This is a genomic window from Mucilaginibacter sp. MD40 (genome assembly GCF_002288635.1).
Lineage (GTDB): Bacteria > Bacteroidota > Bacteroidia > Sphingobacteriales > Sphingobacteriaceae > Mucilaginibacter.
Genome location: NZ_NRSW01000001.1, coordinates 2,413,520 through 2,429,851 on the forward strand (window position 1 = coordinate 2,413,520; position 16,332 = coordinate 2,429,851).

The window sequence follows — 16,332 nt, forward strand, 5'->3', positions numbered from 1 at the left end:
AACTGCCCGCAAACGTTACTGTAATGGTTTAATCAGTTAATATAACTACTTTTGAAGAAATTTTTTTGTGAATGATACATCATGCAAAGCCCGCCCGTGAAGGCAACCAGATGGTTTTTGGGATACGTGCCATTATTGAGGCTATTAACGCAGGTAAGGAGATCGAATCCCTTTATATACAGCGCGGCCTGGGCGGTCCTTTGTTAAACGAGCTTAAAGGTGTACTGCAAGAACACAACGTTATTGCGCAGCAGGTACCGGTTGAAAAACTCAACCGAATTACCATGAAAAACCATCAGGGTGCTATTGCGTTTATCTCACCTATTATTTACCAGAAAATTGAAGACATTATACCGGCTGTATTTGAGAAAGGCGAAGTGCCGCTTGTTTTGGTACTGGACAGTATTACCGATGTACGTAATATGGGCGCTATTGCCCGTACAGCAGAATGTGCCGGCGTGCATGCTATTGTTATACCCGCCCGAGGCTCCGCGCAAATTAACCCCGACGCCATAAAGACCTCGGCAGGGGCATTGTATAAGATACCGGTATGCAGGCATGATAACTTTATGCAAACCGTTAAGTTCATACAGGAATCGGGATTGCAGTTGGTGTGCTGTACCGAAAAAACTACCGACTACCTATACACCCCCGACTATACCATGCCTACCGCCATCATCATGGGTTCGGAAGAGGATGGTATACGTAACGAGATCATCCGGATAAGCGACCACCTGGCAAAAATACCTATGTACGGCGAGATAGAATCACTGAACGTTTCGGTATCAACCGGTATTATTTTGTACGAAGCCATCAGGCAGCGGTTCGCCCTGCAATAGGGTTGGTTGGGGCTTGTAAAAGCCTGGTGTTCCGTTAAAAGTATATACAATTTCGGAACGACAATAAGAATCTGATAATCAGCTATTTAATAAAATTAAATACTTGCATTAATTATTCAGATAAAATAATTTAAATATTTGATAATTAGTATTATAAATATTTTTAGTTAGCGTTCCGTGCGGAACGCTTTTGGAAGCTATAACGGAACGCTTTTGGAACGCTGCTTTTCAGGCGATAAAGGGTGATCTTGCGGTACTAAAAACAAGAAAGCCCGACTACTTAGTCGGGCTTCTTTGTATCTTGATTCTTGACTCTAACAGTCCTGATTCTCTTATATGTATTTAGTACCGAACTTGCTTTTCACATCGGCTACTACCTGCTTTACGTTCTGCTCCTGGTCGCGCGGGCATATCAGCAGCGAGTTGTTTGATTCCACTACAATATAGTCATGCAGGCCCTGTAAAATCACCAACTTATCGCTGGGTACATTCACCATGCAGTTGCTACTATCGTACATGATCACCTTATCAGCCGGGATCACCGCGTTGCCCACGTAATCTTTCTCGGCTAGCTGGTAAATAGATGCCCATGTACCCAGGTCGCTCCAGCCAAATTCCGATGGCAATACGTAAACGTTAGGCGCCTTCTCCATAATACCATAATCAATAGAGATATTAATACAACGCTGGTAAACTTTGTGTACAAACTCGCGTTCCTCATGGGTATTGTATACCGACCGCGCTTCGGCGAAAATCTCATGCATTTCGGGCAGGTGCTGGTTAAAGGCATCCACAATGGCTGATGCCGACCATACAAATATACCCGCGTTCCATAAAAAGTCGCCGCTTTGTATAAAGGTTTTGGCCAGTTCAAGCGTTGGTTTTTCGGTAAAGGTTTTTACCTTATGGAATTCCTCGTTAAGCGTTTCTTCTGTGTACTGGATATAGCCGTAGCCGGTATCGGGGCGCGAAGGTTTTATACCCAGGGTAATAAGGCAGTTGTTTTCCGACGCTGTTTTTAACGATTTTTCAATGGCGCTGATAAATGCGTTCTCATCCAGTATCAAATGGTCAGATGGGGCAACAACAATTGCCGCGTTAGGGTTAAGCGTTTCAATTTTAAAACAACCATAGGCCACGCAAGGGGCGGTGTTGCGCATAACAGGTTCGGTCAGTATCTGGTTATCGGCCATGTCTGGCAGTTGTTCTTTTACCAGTTGGGTATAATTATCGTTGGTAACAACGTAAATATTCTCTTTTGGGCAAACCTTCAGGAAACGCTCATAGGTGTTTTGGATAAGAGTTTTACCGGTGCCAAGTATATCAATAAACTGTTTGGGGTGTGAAGTACGGCTGATAGGCCAAAAACGGCTGCCTATACCGCCTGCCATAATAATGGCGTAATAGTTTTGATTCATGTATACTGTAGATTTTAATTTGGCAAATCGTCGCTAAAGATGTACAATAATTCGCGATTTCAAAGCAATGAAAAACATAAATAATTTCATGTTTTTTTCACATTTCAATAAAGGCCCAAAACCTTAAATTGTTTTAAAAAGAATAATCATTTTTATATAAAATTTTTAACAAAAGCCGCCGTTTATTCTTAGATTTTTGTTATTTTGAACCATATTTCCAAACGCACAATTAAATAATGATCGAGACAAAAAAGTCGCTTTTTGACAACCTTCAAAACTTTTTCGGTTTTGATAACTTCAAGGGGGAGCAAGAGGCGATTATCACTAATATTTTGGCCGGGAACGATACATTTGTCATTATGCCTACAGGCGGTGGCAAATCCATGTGTTACCAGTTACCCGCCCTTATGAGCGAAGGCACAGCGATTGTGATCTCTCCGCTTATCGCGCTGATGAAAAACCAGGTTGACCAGCTACGGGCTTTCGGAGGGTCAGACAGCATCGCGCACTTCCTCAATTCTTCATTAAGCAAAGCAGATATACTACGGGTAAAGGATGATGTACTGAGCGGCAAAACCAAATTGCTGTATGTAGCGCCCGAATCATTGACCAAGCAGGAGAATGTTGATTTCCTTCGTCTTAACCACGTTTCATTCGTGGCGGTTGATGAGGCGCACTGTATCTCTGAGTGGGGGCACGATTTTCGCCCCGAATACCGTAAAATACGACAGGTGATCAGCAATATCGGCGATGATATTCCTATTATAGCCCTTACGGCTACCGCTACGCCAAAAGTACAGCAGGACATACAGAAGAACCTGCAAATGAACAATGCTACGGTGTTTAAATCATCATTTAACCGCTCTAACCTGTTCTACGAGGTGCGTGCCAAGCGTAACGTGCTTAAAGAGATCGTAAAGTTTGTTAAGCAAAACCAGGGCAAATCAGGCATTGTGTATTGCCTGAGCCGTAAAAAGGTTGAAGAAGTTGCCGAAGCGCTTAAACTCAATGGGGTACGCGCTTTACCTTACCATGCCGGTTTAGACCCTAAAATGCGTGCCGATACGCAGGATAAGTTCCTGATGGAGGATGTGGACGTTATTGTGGCTACCATTGCCTTTGGTATGGGCATTGATAAACCCGATGTGCGTTATGTGATACACCATGATATGCCTAAGAGCATGGAGGGATATTACCAGGAAACCGGCCGTGCCGGGCGTGATGGCGGCGAAGGGGTTTGCGTGGCTTTTTATTCTGAAAAGGATATTGATAAGCTGCAGAAGTTTATGAAGGATAAACCTGTGGCCGAACGTGAAATAGGCACGCAGATACTTAAAGAAGTAATTGACTATGCCGAATCATCTGTATGCCGCCGTAAACAGCTGCTGCACTATTTTGGTGAGAACTTTAATGAGGCCGGCTGTAATAACATGTGCGACAACTGCTGCGCGCCGAAAACGCACTTTGATGGCGAAGAACACCTGCACCGGGTGCTAAGCCTCATCAAGCACATTGGTGAAAAGTTTGACGACGCCCACCTCATCAGCATTTTAATGGGTAGGGACGATGCTCATATCAAAAGCTATGAGCATGATAAACTGGAATACTTTGGCTCAGGTAAAGAACACGGCGAAAACCTATGGAACTCGTTACTGCGCCAGGCATTGCTAAATAATTTTGTTTCAAAAGATATTGATCATTACGGCTTGTTGCACTTAACCAAAGCCGGTAATTCATTTATAGAGAACCCATACAGCATCCGTTTCTTGCTTAACCGCGAAATGGGCCCTACGGATGATGAAGAGGGCGACGAAGGCCCTAAACAGGGTGGCGCCGCGCTGGATACCCAGTTGCTGCAAATGCTGAAAGATTTGCGTAAAAAGATAGCCAAGCAAAAAGGACTGCCGCCTTTCGTTATTTTCCAGGATCCGTCATTAGAGGAAATGTGTACGCATTACCCCATTACTAATGATGAAATGAAACAAATATCAGGCGTGGGTGCGGGCAAGGCCATGAAGTTTGGTGCTCCTTTCATTGACCTGATCAAGAAATACGTGGAGGACAATGATATTGACCGCCCGCTTGACATGGTGATCAAGAGCGCGGCCAATAAATCGGCACTCAAAGTATTTATTATCCAGAATATTGACAGGCACCTGGCACTGGAAGATATAGCGGCCTCAAAAGGGCTTACTTACGAAGAGATACTGAAAGAGGTGGAAACTATTGTAAACTCGGGCACCAAACTTAACCTCAATTATTACATTGATGAAGTGATTGATGAGGACAAGCAGTATGAGGTTTTCGACTATTTTAAAACCGCCGAGTGCGATTCAATAGATGAGGCCCTTGCCGAATTAGGCTCAGACGATTATACCCGTGAAGAAGTGCAATTGATGCGGATCAAGTTCATGTCTGAAGTAGGGAATTAAGCTTTTCAAGTTAAAAGTACAAAGTCCAAAGCTTAAAGCCATTATTGGCTTGCTTTGGACTTTTTTAGTTTCATAGTTTTTGCTTTTAGCCTTAACTTTTCGCTCTATTTCGCAATGATCATAAACTCAGTCCTTCTGTTCAAAGCTCTGTTTTCATCGGTAGTGTTCGGTGCTATGGGCTGCGCTTCGCCGTAGCCTTTATAAATCAGCCGGGTAGGGTTAACTTTGGCGGACACGAGGTATTGGTAAACCGCGCCGGCACGCTTTTCTGACAGCGTTTGGTTGGCCTCATGGGTGCCAACGTTATCGGTAAAGCCCGAAACTTCTATTTTAACGGTAGGGTTAAGCTGCATAAACTCCACCAGCTTTTGTAGCTCGGCTTTTGATTCGGGTTTCAAGTCGAACTTATTGGTATCAAAAAAGATGTTTTTCAGGATCACCTTATTACCCACTTCAATGGGCGAGAGCAAAACCGACAGATCGAAGGCCTTTTTATTTGTTAAACCGATCAGCGAAAAATTATCGGAGTAGAATAAATAGCCCTCTCGTGAAATGTTGAGGCCATAATTTTTGCCTGTAGGCAATGTGGCCAGAAACGTTCCCGCGTCTTCAGAACTGTAATCCTGGTAAACAGGCGTGTTCTTTTGCAGATCAATGATCTCTACTGCCGCCTCAAGCGGGGCTTTGGTCTTTTTATCCTGTACGGTACCCTTTACGTAGGTAACCACCTTTGGGCGCACGCTTTCGGGCATTTCAAAGGTGTAAATATCATAGCCGCCAAAGCCTTTAAGGTTGTTTGAGGCGAAAAAGGCATAGCTGCCATTTGCTGTAAGAGTGAGGCCGTTCTCGTCGCCACTGGAGTTGATGGGGTAGCCCAGGTTCTCGGGCTTTTGCCATTTGCCGTCCTTACCTAACCTGCTTACAAAAAGATCCTTGCCGCCTAAACCCGGCCAGCCATTGCTGCAAAAGTAAAAAGTGCTGTCATCAGGGTGTATAAATGGCGACTGCTCATCATATTGGGTATTCACGTTCGGCCCCATATTTTCGGGCTCGCTCCAGCCTTTTTCTGTAAGGTGCGATAGCCATATATCGTACCCACCATATCCGCCTTTGCGGTTACTTACAAAATACAGGGTACGGCCATCGGCACTTATGGAAGGTTGCGCCTCCCATCCGGAGGTGTTTAATGGTGCACCGATGCTAAAAGGTTTGGCCCAATCGTTACCTTTCTTTTGCGCTATATAGATATCGCAGCGCCCCAGTCCGTCGGGCCGGTTACAACCCGTAAAAAAGAGGTATTTACCATCCTGCGAAATGGACTGCGCCCCCTCGTTGTACATAGGCGTATTGATCACATCGCTCAGATAGGTGGCCTTTTGCCATTTGTTCCCCACTTTATCGCTTTTATAAAAATCCTCGTTGTTGTTGATCTTGCGGGTGAAGATCAGCTCCGCCTCATCTGCGGTGGCAACCGGCAGGTACTCATCATCAGCGGTATTGATGTCGGCACCCATGTTTACAGGTGTAAACGCTACAGGGTGTGCAATGGCCTGTATGCTAAATTTACAATCGGCAATTAGCTTTTGCGCGTAAGCAATATTTTGCGGCGTATTGTTGGTATAGGTAAGATATTTCTCCAGGTGACGCAAGGCCTGCTCATACATGGCATTGGGTATCTCGCAGTCGGCAACTTTAAGGTAAAGGCCCTTGTTGTATTCAGGATTGAGCGCAATGGCTTGGTTAAACTGCTCCGCGGCCGGTTTAAACATACGGCGCATCCTCAGTACATCGCCCAGTAGGGCATGGGCTTCTATAAATTTACTATCGGCATCAACCGCTTTTTGCAGCAGTGCAATGGCCTCATCATATAGGTGCTCATCAATACTTTGATTAGCCAGCGAAAAGTTTTTTATGGCTTCCTGGTTAGTGGTACTGTAACGCTTTTCCTGAGCTTCTGCTAAGGAGGCTATCAGTAACAGGAATAAAACGGCATAGAGTTTTTGCATCAGTAACCTATACGTTAAACCGTACAGGATGTTTCAGCACAGCTTACGGAATATTAAGATATTTATGCGTTTGCAGCGATATTTCCCATTTAGGGTTGGCCATTACATAGTCAACAATAAGCGGGGTAATTTCTTTATGTTTCGACCATTCGGGTTGCAAATACAATTTGCAATCGGGCCCGACCAGGCCGGCGTGGTGCTCAGCAAAAGCGAAGTCTGATTTATTGAAGATGATCACCTTCAGTTCATTGGCTTTATCAGCCACCTGCTGCATAGGGCTTTTAAATTTTTTAGGCGACAGGCATATCCAGTCCCACTGGCCCGAAAGGGGGTAAGCGCCGGAAGTTTCAATAAAAGTGCGGATGCCGTTTTGCTGCAACTGCCCGGTAAGGTAATCGAGATTGTAAATCAACGGCTCGCCACCGGTGATCACTACCGCTTTTGAGGGATGCTGCATGGCATTCTTAACAATGGTATCGGCCGGGGTAAGCGGGTGCAGTTCGGCATCCCAGCTTTCTTTTACATCGCACCAATGGCAGCCTACATCACAGCCACCCAGACGGATAAAATAGGCGGCTTTGCCGGTATTATATCCTTCGCCTTGTATCGTGTAGAACTCTTCCATTAAAGGAAGCAATGTGCCATCTTCCGGAACCTGGTGTGCCATAATTAAGGCTGCAAAGGTAAGCTTTTTACCGCTAAAAGCTTAAGGGGTAATGGCAAAAGGCTTAATATGATATTATGCAGATAATCTGAAACGTATGGCCGGTCTTTTACCTTTCATGTAAATTAGTTATCATTACAGAAAATATTACGCATGAAAAAGCTTTTTAATCTGGTTGTGCTTATTGCCCTGCTCAGTTTAAGCTCATGCGTTGATATAGAGGAACATTACGACTTCAAAGAGGATGGCTCCTGTAAGGTGGTATACGGCTTTGATATGAGTAAAGCCGTATCTATCCTGATGAATTTAATGACCGATTCTGTTCGGGCTACTCCGCAATTCAGTGTAGCGAGAGATACGACACTCAACTTTTACGATGCGCTGCCAGATACTACCGCAGCACGCCTCACCTCGGAAGAAACAGCCATGGCCAAAAGCAGCGACCTGTCTGTAGATATGGACCTGAGCAAAGGGCACATGTGCGTAAAAATGACGCACCTGGCCAAAACCCCGGCCGATCTGCAATACTACCTGCAGCATATCTCCACCGTATCCGTAAAAACACCGGCGGTAGATCTGCTGGAAAATAAAAAAGACAAGGCGAATATCAAAAGCACCGATGCCCTTACCCTGCAAAACTTTGTGGCAGGGCAGGATTACTATATTTACGAGGTTACGCCTCATAGTTTTTCGCGGATTATTGATAAGATAAAGTTTGGCAAGTTTTTGCAAAAAACCCGCTCAACCTTCGCGGCTGCTAAAGCCATGCTGATTGATATGCCTTACAAGGTGGTGATGAATTTCGCGCGACCGGTGAAAAAAGTAAGCAACCCCAAAGCCGTACTCTCTGCCGACAGAAAGCAGGTTACCCTCATTACCAACATGGACGATGTGATGAAAGACCCCGGCCTGATGAACCTGAAAGTAGACTTCTAAGCACCTATGAAGTGGTATGCCGTTCCAGATCTAAAGCCTTCGGCTGAGCCTTTTATAAAAAAGGTTAAGGTGGGCGGCAAAAATATTTGCATAGTTAATTACAGTAATACCCTGTATGCGGTAGGAGCTACCTGCCCGCATGCCGGCGCCGAACTAAGCGGAGGCTGGTGCAAGGAGGGGAAGATTATTTGTCCGTTTCACCGCTATTCGTATGACCTTAAAACCGGCAAGGGCAGCCCCGGCCAAAATGATTTTATTGACAGTTATCCCGTAGAACTACGTAATGGTGAAATTTTCGTGGGAATAACATCTTTCTGGGATAAGGTGTTTGGGCAATAAAAAAGGGTTAAAACGCTTTACGCTCTAACCCTTTACAATAAGTTAGGATGGTGCTTATTGATAAACTTCCTTATTAGCTGACGCTAAAGTATTTTTCAACAAACCAATTATCGTCATTAAACCTACGCCGCCGGGAACGGGTGTTATCCAGGAAGCCTTTGGAGCTACGTTTTCAAAATCGACATCACCATATAGTTTAAAACCCGATTTGGTAGTAGCAGACGTTTCACGGTTCATGCCTACGTCAACTACTATGGCGCCTTCCTTCACCATATCGGCAGTGATGAAGTTCTTTTTGCCAATGGCCACGATCAGTATATCAGCATCAAGCGTGAATTTCTTAATATCGGGCGTGCGACTATGGCAAATGGTTACCGTGCAATTGCCGGGTGTGGTGTTACGTGCCATCAGGATGCTCATTGGCGAGCCTACTATATTGCTGCGACCAACCACCACACAATGTTTACCCGCGGTTTCTATACCGTATTCTTTCAGCATCAGTGTGATGCCATAGGGTGTGGCTGGGATAAATGATGGCAGGTTGCGCTGCATGCGCCCCAAATTCACCGGGTGAAAGCCGTCCACATCTTTTTTAGGATCGATGCGTTCTGTTACCTTCTCCGGGTCGATATGCTTTGGCAGCGGGAGCTGAACTATAATGCCGTCAATATCGGCATCAGCATTGAGTTCTGCTACTTTAGCCAGCAATTCTTCTTCGGATACCGTGTCTTCGTAGCGTACCAGGGTAGATTTAAAGCCTACCTTTTCGCAGTTTTTCATTTTGCTGGCCACGTAGGTTTCGCTGCCACCGTCGTGGCCTACTAAAACAGCCACCAGGTGAGGCTTGCGACCGGTACGCCCTAAAATTTTAGCTGCCTCTTCGGCAATTTCACCTTTAAGTTTTTCCGATACGTATTTTCCGTCGAGTAATTGCATAAGAGCGTCGAGATAAAAGAATCAAGAGTCAAGAGCTATTTGACAAAGTGTTGTCTCTTGATTCCTGACTCTTGGTTCTAATATTATCAATCAAGTTTCAAAACCGCCATAAACGCGCTTTGTGGTATCTCTACGTTACCTACCTGGCGCATGCGTTTTTTACCGGCTTTTTGTTTCTCTAATAGTTTACGCTTACGTGAGATATCACCACCATAACATTTGGCGGTTACATCCTTACGCATAGCTTTTACCGTTTCACGGGCGATGATCTTGGCACCGATAGATGCCTGTATAATGATCTCAAATTGCTGGCGGGGCAGCAGCTCCTTCAGTTTTTCACAAATCTTTTTACCAAAATCATAAGAGTTACTGCGGTGTATCAATGATGACAGTGCATCCACCGGTTCAGCGTTCAGGCGGATATCCAGTTTTACCAGGTCCGACTGACGGTAGCCTATCTGATGATAATCAAACGAGGCGTAACCTTTTGAAATGGTCTTCAGCTTATCGTAAAAGTCAAATACGATCTCACCCATCGGCATCTCAAAGATCAGCTCTACACGGTCTGATGTAAGGTAGGATTGATTCACGATCATACCGCGTTTCTGGATACACAACGACATCACCGGCCCTACAAATTCAGATTTGGTAATAATGGTAGCTTTAATGTACGGCTCCTCCACATAATCCATCTTGCTCGGATCAGGCAGGTCGCTTGGGTTATTTACCAACAACTCTTCGCCTTTGGTGGTGTATGCGATGTAGGATACGTTGGGAACGGTAGTGATCACCGTCATGTTGAACTCGCGTTCCAGACGTTCCTGTATAATTTCCATGTGCAGCATGCCCAGGAAACCACAACGGAAACCAAAGCCCAGCGCGGCAGATGATTCAGGCTCAAACACCAATGAAGCATCGTTCAGCTGTAGCTTGGCCATTGACTCGCGCAGCTCTTCATAATCTTCGGTATCAACCGGGTAAATACCCGCGAAAACCATCGGCTTTACTTCCTCAAAACCCTGTATACCCTCAGAGCAAGGGCGGTCTATCGTGGTAATGGTGTCACCCACCTTTACTTCTTTCGCTTCTTTAATACCGGAGATGATGTAACCCACATCGCCGGTCTTGATCACATCTTTGGCAACCTGGTTCAGTTTTAATGTACCCACCTCATCGGCAATGTACTGTTTTCCGGTAGCCACAAATTTCACGCGGTCGTTTTTCCGTATTTCGCCGTTCACTACTTTAAAGTAAGCAATGATACCACGGAAAGAGTTAAATACCGAGTCGAAGATCAATGCCTGAAGCGGCGCCTCAGGATCACCGACAGGGGCGGGGACACGCTCCACTACGGCACGCAGAATATCATGCACCCCCATACCGGTTTTACCCGATGCGGCAAGGATGTCCTCGCGTTTGCAGCCTATCAGGTCTACAATCTGGTCTTTCACCTCTTCGGGCATGGCACCCGGAAGATCCATTTTATTCAATACCGGGATGATCTCCAGATCGTTCTCCAAAGCCAGGTAAAGGTTGGATATGGTTTGCGCCTGTATACCCTGCGATGCGTCTACAATAAGCAAAGCACCCTCGCAGGCGGCGATAGAGCGCGACACCTCGTACGAAAAATCAACGTGGCCGGGCGTATCAATTAAGTTTAAAACATATGTCTCGCCATCAAGCACGTAATCCATTTGTATGGCGTGGCTTTTAATGGTGATACCGCGCTCGCGCTCGAGATCCATATCGTCAAGTAACTGGGCCTGAGCTTCGCGCTGGGTAATAGTGTTGGTGTATTCTAATAACCTGTCGGCAAGTGTACTTTTACCGTGGTCAATATGTGCTATAATACAAAAGTTACGGATGTGCTTCATTCAACCGCAAAAATAAGTTTTTAAGCGGATAAATTGTTATGAAATAACCGATTTGCTAACTTGGAGAACCTCGTAAAGCCCATTCACTTAATGAAAGCCATTATTACCGCCATTTTCCTCTTCCTGAGCATACCTGTGTTTGCCTGTTCGTGTTTAATAAAACCCGCTTTTAAATCAACAAACGATTTAAAGGACTATAGCTTTATAGCCCTCGTTAAGATAACGCAAACAGCACCTTTTGACGAAAAATACAAGTTTATGGGTATAAGGAAAGATAGCGTTGCTCACATTACCGTCCTCGAACTGTTTAAAGGAAAAGCAACGGATGTGGTAATTGATGGAGATTATCTTACGGATTGCAATATGCTGTATAGCAACAATGAAGAATGGTTGCTTTATGCTTACGAACGTAATGGTAAAACCTATGTATCCAGGTGTAGTTATAGTACTGTGTACAGGGATGCGACGGGTTTTAGGGATTGGAATGGATTCCGCGGTATCAGGGATCTGGATCTGCTACGAAGGCTTTATCAACATTCACCAAACCTGAACGTGGCTAATAACCTGTTTTTTCCTAATGGTAAGCCGGAAATCAGGCAGAAGATAGTGAATGGAAAGCTTGAAGGTAAACGCTATGTATATTACCCAAGCGGCAAGCTGTACCTGACAGAAGATTTTAAGCACAGCATAAGGACCGGCTTACGTAGAATTTATGATACTTCGGGGCACCTGATATCACTTACCAGGTATAAAAATGGTTTAAAGAAAGAGGTTATCAGGTACCAGGATACCGCAGAAACCGCATGGTATTTAAAATATCAAATAAAAAACAACAAAGACCCTTTGTTCGGTGATCACGAACATGACTCTACTTACTTCGCTAATTTACTTGATTCGCTAAGGAGCCTGAAGCACTGGGATAGAGAGATAAGCTTTCACGAGGTTTTCAGTGATGATGGGCATAGTTACAGCTACAGTATGTTTTATTATGACGGAAAACCGGAGGCAAAATATAATTTAGACTGGCAAAAAAAATTATATGAAGGTTGGGTTTATTACAAAGGCGGAAAGCTACATAGTTACATGCGATACGACCAAGCCCAAAATATTCAATTGGAGATAGATTACGAAAAGGATGGTACTAAACGTGAGTTTAAAAAAGCTTGTGAATTATGTAAATTTTATTTTGATAAAGATAAGCCGGAAGCAACAGCAGAACCAGTATATATTCAATAGATTTGGGTTACTTCACAACTTCTACAAATTGCGGCGTTTCGGTCACCTTAATTTTTAGCTTACCATCAGCAATTTTAACCGCTTTGCTATCCATATGGTCGGCACCGGGTTTTAGGGTGTGTACATTAACTTTTGAATGGTTCCCAACCGATAAGGTGTAATCCGCGCTTCTGCCTTTTTGGTCGGGAACGGTAAGTACATAAATAATGCTTTTGCCTGATCGGTATTTATCTACCAGCGGATCTGCATTAATAGTACCTACGTACTGGTAACTACCCATGAGCTTATTGGTTTGCATGATATAATCAGCCGCAGGCCGCATTTTAGGGCTCTCGGCAAGCCCGGAAGTCATGTACTGGCCGGGGCTGCCCGCCTCTGCATCAAATAACTGGTAGAAGAACAACCTTTGTACTCCGTGGCGCATGTATAGGAGCGAGGTACGCAGTATCCAGTCGGCTTGGGTGAGCAAGGCACTTTTACTGCCGATTTCAGGCGCATGCTGATAGCTTTCGGTGTTAAGATCGTAACCGGTTTCGGTTACCCAAACAGGAGTTTTAATGCTATCGGCCAAGTGTTTAAAACTATCCGCTACATGGCCCAATTCAGTCAATTCGGGCGCTACGCCTGTGCTTGCCCTATGGCGGGCAAATACACTACCGTTATTGGCGTAAAGGTGATAATTGATCACATCAAAACATATATCCACACTTCCATCCGGACGCAGGCCACGATTTTTTCTGCACCACGCTATTATTCGGCGTACATAATTTACATCCGCAGAGGCCAGGCCTCCCATTACCACCATCATTTTGGGGTCGGCAGTTTTTACACCGGCACCAGGGCCCATGGTATGCTTATGCCCATCATAAAAGGCGGATAAGTTGGCAGCATATTCTTCGGGTGTTTGCATGGCCTTACTGCCCTTCCACCAGCGGTCGGGCTCGTTGTTGCATTCCATATAGCCAATGTAACCCAAACCTATTTTTACCGTGTTGGGTACATCATTAGTCCAGCGCGGGCGGGTATCCACCTTAACTAACCCTGCATCAATTTGCTTATTTGAGCCATAACGTGCGGCAAACTGAAAAGCCGTACGGGCCTGTACCAGGTAAGAAGACGGTTTGCCGCGGTCAGCGCCGTATGGCGCAGGTACATTTTCGTCATCACGGTCATCCGCGGGGTAGCTGTTCATCATCCAAACGGGCAGGTTTTTCAGATCGGCCAAAACCAATATGCTGTCGCGTTTGCAGCGTTCATACATCACATCATAATACCAGCTACCGTTATTAGTAGGGTTGTAGGTGTAATCTCCCGGGGTGTTTTCCAGTTTGTTCCAGTTCATGTAATGGCGCACCGCTGTAAAGCTCTTAATAATGGCCATATTGGTTTCGTAAATATGGCTATGATCATTTGGCACGGATGGGTTTTCCAGAAAGTTCCACTCGTAAGCATTGATACCGAACATGTTTTTTAAAGGAGGAGAATCTGCTCTACGAGCTGTAGTATCACCGGGCTTATCGGCTACTATGGTCACTGTATCTTTCATCAGGTGCTTGTATGCCGCTTGTTTATGGCAGCGCGATAGCCCTAAAAAACCAAATACCAGCAAAAAAATATATCGATGGAAAAAAAGGCCGTTCATGGATGAGTTTTAGCAGCGTAAAAAGTACGTATTTATACGTAATGGCCGGCTACTTGTTTTATTATTCCACAGTTACCTGTAATCCAGGTCGGTAAGGTCCTTTACCGAACCAAAACCGATCACATCCTTTATTACTTTTCCGTCCGTCATTTCCACAGCCCGTATCAGTTTATCGGAGCCAAACTTGTCTTTAATATCATGCATGGTTTTTAAAGCCGTTTCCTTGCGGTCCATATCGTCAAACAGGCTGTAAAGCATATTTCCGTTGTTTACAAAGTTGGTAACAGCTACCCGCAGTTGGGTTATCTCAGTATTGAGGATAGGGCCACTTCCTGTAGCGCTTTCAAATTTCTGTATCCGCGAGCGTATCATACGCATGAGGCTAATGGCATCTTGCACCGGCACAGTAATGGTAAAGGCATCGTCCCAACGGGTGCCATCAACATAGCGGGCGGTAAAACCCACCGATTTGCAGTAGAATTTATGATGCACCATCCGTTTCTCCAGCGTTAAACACAAGGTCATGAACAGTTGCTCAATGTAGCTGATGTGCTGGCGCTTCTCGGCCGATATCTGGCGCATGGCCTGCATGCCCTTGTATTCATGCGCCACAATATTGGTTTCCACAAAATTAAGGCGGTAGTGCCAGTAAATACCATCAATGCTTTTGAATATGGCCTTAAGGCGCTGCGGCGAACAATAGCGCATCTCAAGCGGTGTTTTTACGCCGGCACGCTCCAGCCGGTACGACATGTTAGCCCCAATGCCGGGCAGGTCGCCCAGTTTCAGCTCGCTCAATATCTCATCAATATTTTGCGGTGTGATCACTAACAGGCCACCTTTCTTTTTTCCCCTTACTGATGCCAGTTTAGCCAGAAAGGCATTAGGGGCAATGCCTACAGAGCAGGTGAGCCAGTCGCCTACTTTGGTGAGGATATCGCTTTTAATACACTGCGCAATTTTGATAGGGTCAACATGGTCGTAATTGCTGAGGTTGATAATGGCCTCATCAATGCTTTTAGGCACTACATCATTACTGTACTCGCGCATTACATTAATGATCTTGGTGTGGTATTCGCGGTAGCGGGCGGGATTGCTTTCCACAGGCACCAGATCCGGGCATATCTGCATGGCATCATTCAACCGCATACCGGCTTTAAGGCCGCGCTCTTTGGCCTCTGTTGAAAGCGATATCACACAGCCGTATTTACCCGTGTAAACACAAACCCCAACCGGGCGGTTACGCAGCCAATAGTTGGCCTGTTGCTCACAGCGGGCAAAGTAGCTGTTCATGTCCACGAACAGTACACGGGCGTCAGCCTTTGCTTTTATGGAGTTTTGGTTCACATCACAAAATTGCTAATTATTTTAGCAATTGCAAATCTTTTTTAAATAAAAAAGCCACCCGGAAGGTGGCTCATCTACTTACTAAAAAAGCATTTCGTTTGGTGGTGTTACCCCTTTTAAGCGCAGGTAAATGGTGGTTTGGCCCCTGTGGTGGGTTTGGTGCTCAAAGGCTTTTGCCAGCAACTGGCCTTTTTGCATTTTCATATCCTTACCCATGCTTACTTCCTGCTTAAACTGATCTTCGGTCATGCCCTCTACGGCGCTGATAGCGAAATCATAGCTTTCCATAACCGCTTTGGTAACCGCTTCCTTGTTCTGCGGTATAGTTTTCTCAAGCGAGGTACGGCCATAAGGGCTTTCTTTACCGCTTATCATACCCAAGAACATAAAGTTGGCATCGGCAAGGTGCAGCATCTGTTCGGCAAAAGTTTTTACCTGCGGAGTGGCCTTTAAACTGTAGCCATCGGCAGGCATGGCATCCAGGTAGGCTTTGGTGTACTTTTTGGCGCGCTGCCATTCTGATACGATCTGGTCTTTGCTCATTTGGGCAAAGGCGGTGGTGCAGGCAAAGCTGAGCATTACCAGCAACAGTGATAATTTTTTCATGGTTGTTTGGTTAAGTAGGTTAATTTAGTTTTCGGAAACTAAGTTACAAATAACCTT

At 45.2% G+C, this 16,332-nt stretch carries 13 protein-coding genes; 5 read left to right on the forward strand and 8 right to left on the reverse strand.

Annotated elements, in window-relative coordinates:
- Positions 1-71: 71 nt before the first annotated feature.
- The gene (gene rlmB / locus CKK33_RS10855; protein WP_095704129.1) at positions 72-839 is read left to right on the forward strand and encodes a 23S rRNA (guanosine(2251)-2'-O)-methyltransferase RlmB; all 768 of its coding nucleotides are present in this window, start codon (positions 72-74) and stop codon (positions 837-839) included.
- A 332-nt stretch (positions 840-1,171) separates the two neighbouring features.
- Here the strand turns inward: rlmB and CKK33_RS10860 are convergent, their stop codons facing one another.
- Entirely contained in the window at positions 1,172-2,257 is a 1,086-nt protein-coding gene (locus CKK33_RS10860; RefSeq protein ID WP_095704130.1) for a mannose-1-phosphate guanylyltransferase, read from the reverse strand.
- A 239-nt stretch (positions 2,258-2,496) separates the two neighbouring features.
- Here CKK33_RS10860 and recQ point away from each other — a divergent pair, with 239 nt between their 5' ends.
- Positions 2,497-4,689, forward strand: coding sequence for a DNA helicase RecQ (gene recQ / locus CKK33_RS10865; RefSeq protein WP_095705823.1), 2,193 nt, complete (start codon positions 2,497-2,499; stop codon positions 4,687-4,689).
- A gap of 104 nt (positions 4,690-4,793) precedes the next feature.
- Here recQ and CKK33_RS10870 read toward each other — a convergent pair whose 3' ends face one another.
- Both CKK33_RS10870 and CKK33_RS10875 read right to left on the reverse strand, forming a co-directional pair.
- Complete coding sequence (locus CKK33_RS10870; protein ID WP_095704131.1) at positions 4,794-6,695, reverse strand: OmpA family protein; 1,902 nt, start codon at positions 6,693-6,695, stop codon at positions 4,794-4,796.
- A gap of 43 nt (positions 6,696-6,738) precedes the next feature.
- Entirely contained in the window at positions 6,739-7,362 is a 624-nt protein-coding gene (locus tag CKK33_RS10875; protein WP_095704132.1) for a 7-carboxy-7-deazaguanine synthase QueE, read from the reverse strand.
- A gap of 150 nt (positions 7,363-7,512) precedes the next feature.
- Between CKK33_RS10875 and CKK33_RS10880 the strand changes: the two genes are divergently transcribed.
- Positions 7,513-8,295 (forward strand): hypothetical protein, encoded by a 783-nt coding sequence (locus CKK33_RS10880; protein ID WP_095704133.1) that lies wholly within the window; start codon positions 7,513-7,515, stop codon positions 8,293-8,295.
- A gap of 6 nt (positions 8,296-8,301) precedes the next feature.
- Complete coding sequence (locus tag CKK33_RS10885) at positions 8,302-8,634, forward strand: Rieske 2Fe-2S domain-containing protein (RefSeq protein WP_095704134.1); 333 nt, start codon at positions 8,302-8,304, stop codon at positions 8,632-8,634.
- A 54-nt stretch (positions 8,635-8,688) separates the two neighbouring features.
- On the opposite strand, the gene CKK33_RS10890 is transcribed toward CKK33_RS10885, so the two are convergent.
- Positions 8,689-9,570, reverse strand: coding sequence for a bifunctional 5,10-methylenetetrahydrofolate dehydrogenase/5,10-methenyltetrahydrofolate cyclohydrolase (locus CKK33_RS10890; protein WP_095704135.1), 882 nt, complete (start codon positions 9,568-9,570; stop codon positions 8,689-8,691).
- An 86-nt stretch (positions 9,571-9,656) separates the two neighbouring features.
- The gene (gene lepA / locus CKK33_RS10895; RefSeq protein WP_095704136.1) at positions 9,657-11,444 is read right to left on the reverse strand and encodes a translation elongation factor 4; all 1,788 of its coding nucleotides are present in this window, start codon (positions 11,442-11,444) and stop codon (positions 9,657-9,659) included.
- A gap of 60 nt (positions 11,445-11,504) precedes the next feature.
- Here lepA and CKK33_RS10900 point away from each other — a divergent pair, with 60 nt between their 5' ends.
- Positions 11,505-12,680, forward strand: a complete 1,176-nt coding sequence (locus CKK33_RS10900; RefSeq protein WP_143822945.1) for a toxin-antitoxin system YwqK family antitoxin — start codon at positions 11,505-11,507, stop codon at positions 12,678-12,680.
- A gap of 7 nt (positions 12,681-12,687) precedes the next feature.
- On the opposite strand, the gene CKK33_RS10905 is transcribed toward CKK33_RS10900, so the two are convergent.
- The 3 genes from CKK33_RS10905 to CKK33_RS10915 all read right to left on the reverse strand — a co-directional run bounded on the left by CKK33_RS10905 (position 12,688) and on the right by CKK33_RS10915 (position 16,275).
- Entirely contained in the window at positions 12,688-14,322 is a 1,635-nt protein-coding gene (locus CKK33_RS10905) for a hypothetical protein (protein WP_095704138.1), read from the reverse strand.
- A 72-nt stretch (positions 14,323-14,394) separates the two neighbouring features.
- A complete protein-coding gene (locus CKK33_RS10910; protein ID WP_233138192.1) occupies positions 14,395-15,669 on the reverse strand; it encodes a DNA polymerase IV in 1,275 nt (424 codons plus the stop codon).
- Between the two features lie 81 nt (positions 15,670-15,750).
- Entirely contained in the window at positions 15,751-16,275 is a 525-nt protein-coding gene (locus tag CKK33_RS10915) for a DinB family protein (protein ID WP_095704139.1), read from the reverse strand.
- Positions 16,276-16,332 lie beyond the last annotated feature (57 nt).

Coding starts and splice junctions, on each gene's coding strand:
- CKK33_RS10905 (WP_095704138.1), bottom strand. CDS start 14,322: ATGAACGGCCTTTTTTTCCATCGATATATTTTTTTGCTGGTATTTGGT.
- CKK33_RS10915 (WP_095704139.1), bottom strand. CDS start 16,275: ATGAAAAAATTATCACTGTTGCTGGTAATGCTCAGCTTTGCCTGCACC.
- CKK33_RS10860 (WP_095704130.1), bottom strand. CDS start 2,257: ATGAATCAAAACTATTACGCCATTATTATGGCAGGCGGTATAGGCAGC.
- CKK33_RS10875 (WP_095704132.1), bottom strand. CDS start 7,362: ATGGCACACCAGGTTCCGGAAGATGGCACATTGCTTCCTTTAATGGAA.
- lepA (WP_095704136.1), bottom strand. CDS start 11,444: ATGAAGCACATCCGTAACTTTTGTATTATAGCACATATTGACCACGGT.
- CKK33_RS10870 (WP_095704131.1), bottom strand. CDS start 6,695: ATGCAAAAACTCTATGCCGTTTTATTCCTGTTACTGATAGCCTCCTTA.
- CKK33_RS10885 (WP_095704134.1), top strand. CDS start 8,302: ATGAAGTGGTATGCCGTTCCAGATCTAAAGCCTTCGGCTGAGCCTTTT.
- CKK33_RS10880 (WP_095704133.1), top strand. CDS start 7,513: ATGAAAAAGCTTTTTAATCTGGTTGTGCTTATTGCCCTGCTCAGTTTA.
- rlmB (WP_095704129.1), top strand. CDS start 72: ATGATACATCATGCAAAGCCCGCCCGTGAAGGCAACCAGATGGTTTTT.
- CKK33_RS10890 (WP_095704135.1), bottom strand. CDS start 9,570: ATGCAATTACTCGACGGAAAATACGTATCGGAAAAACTTAAAGGTGAA.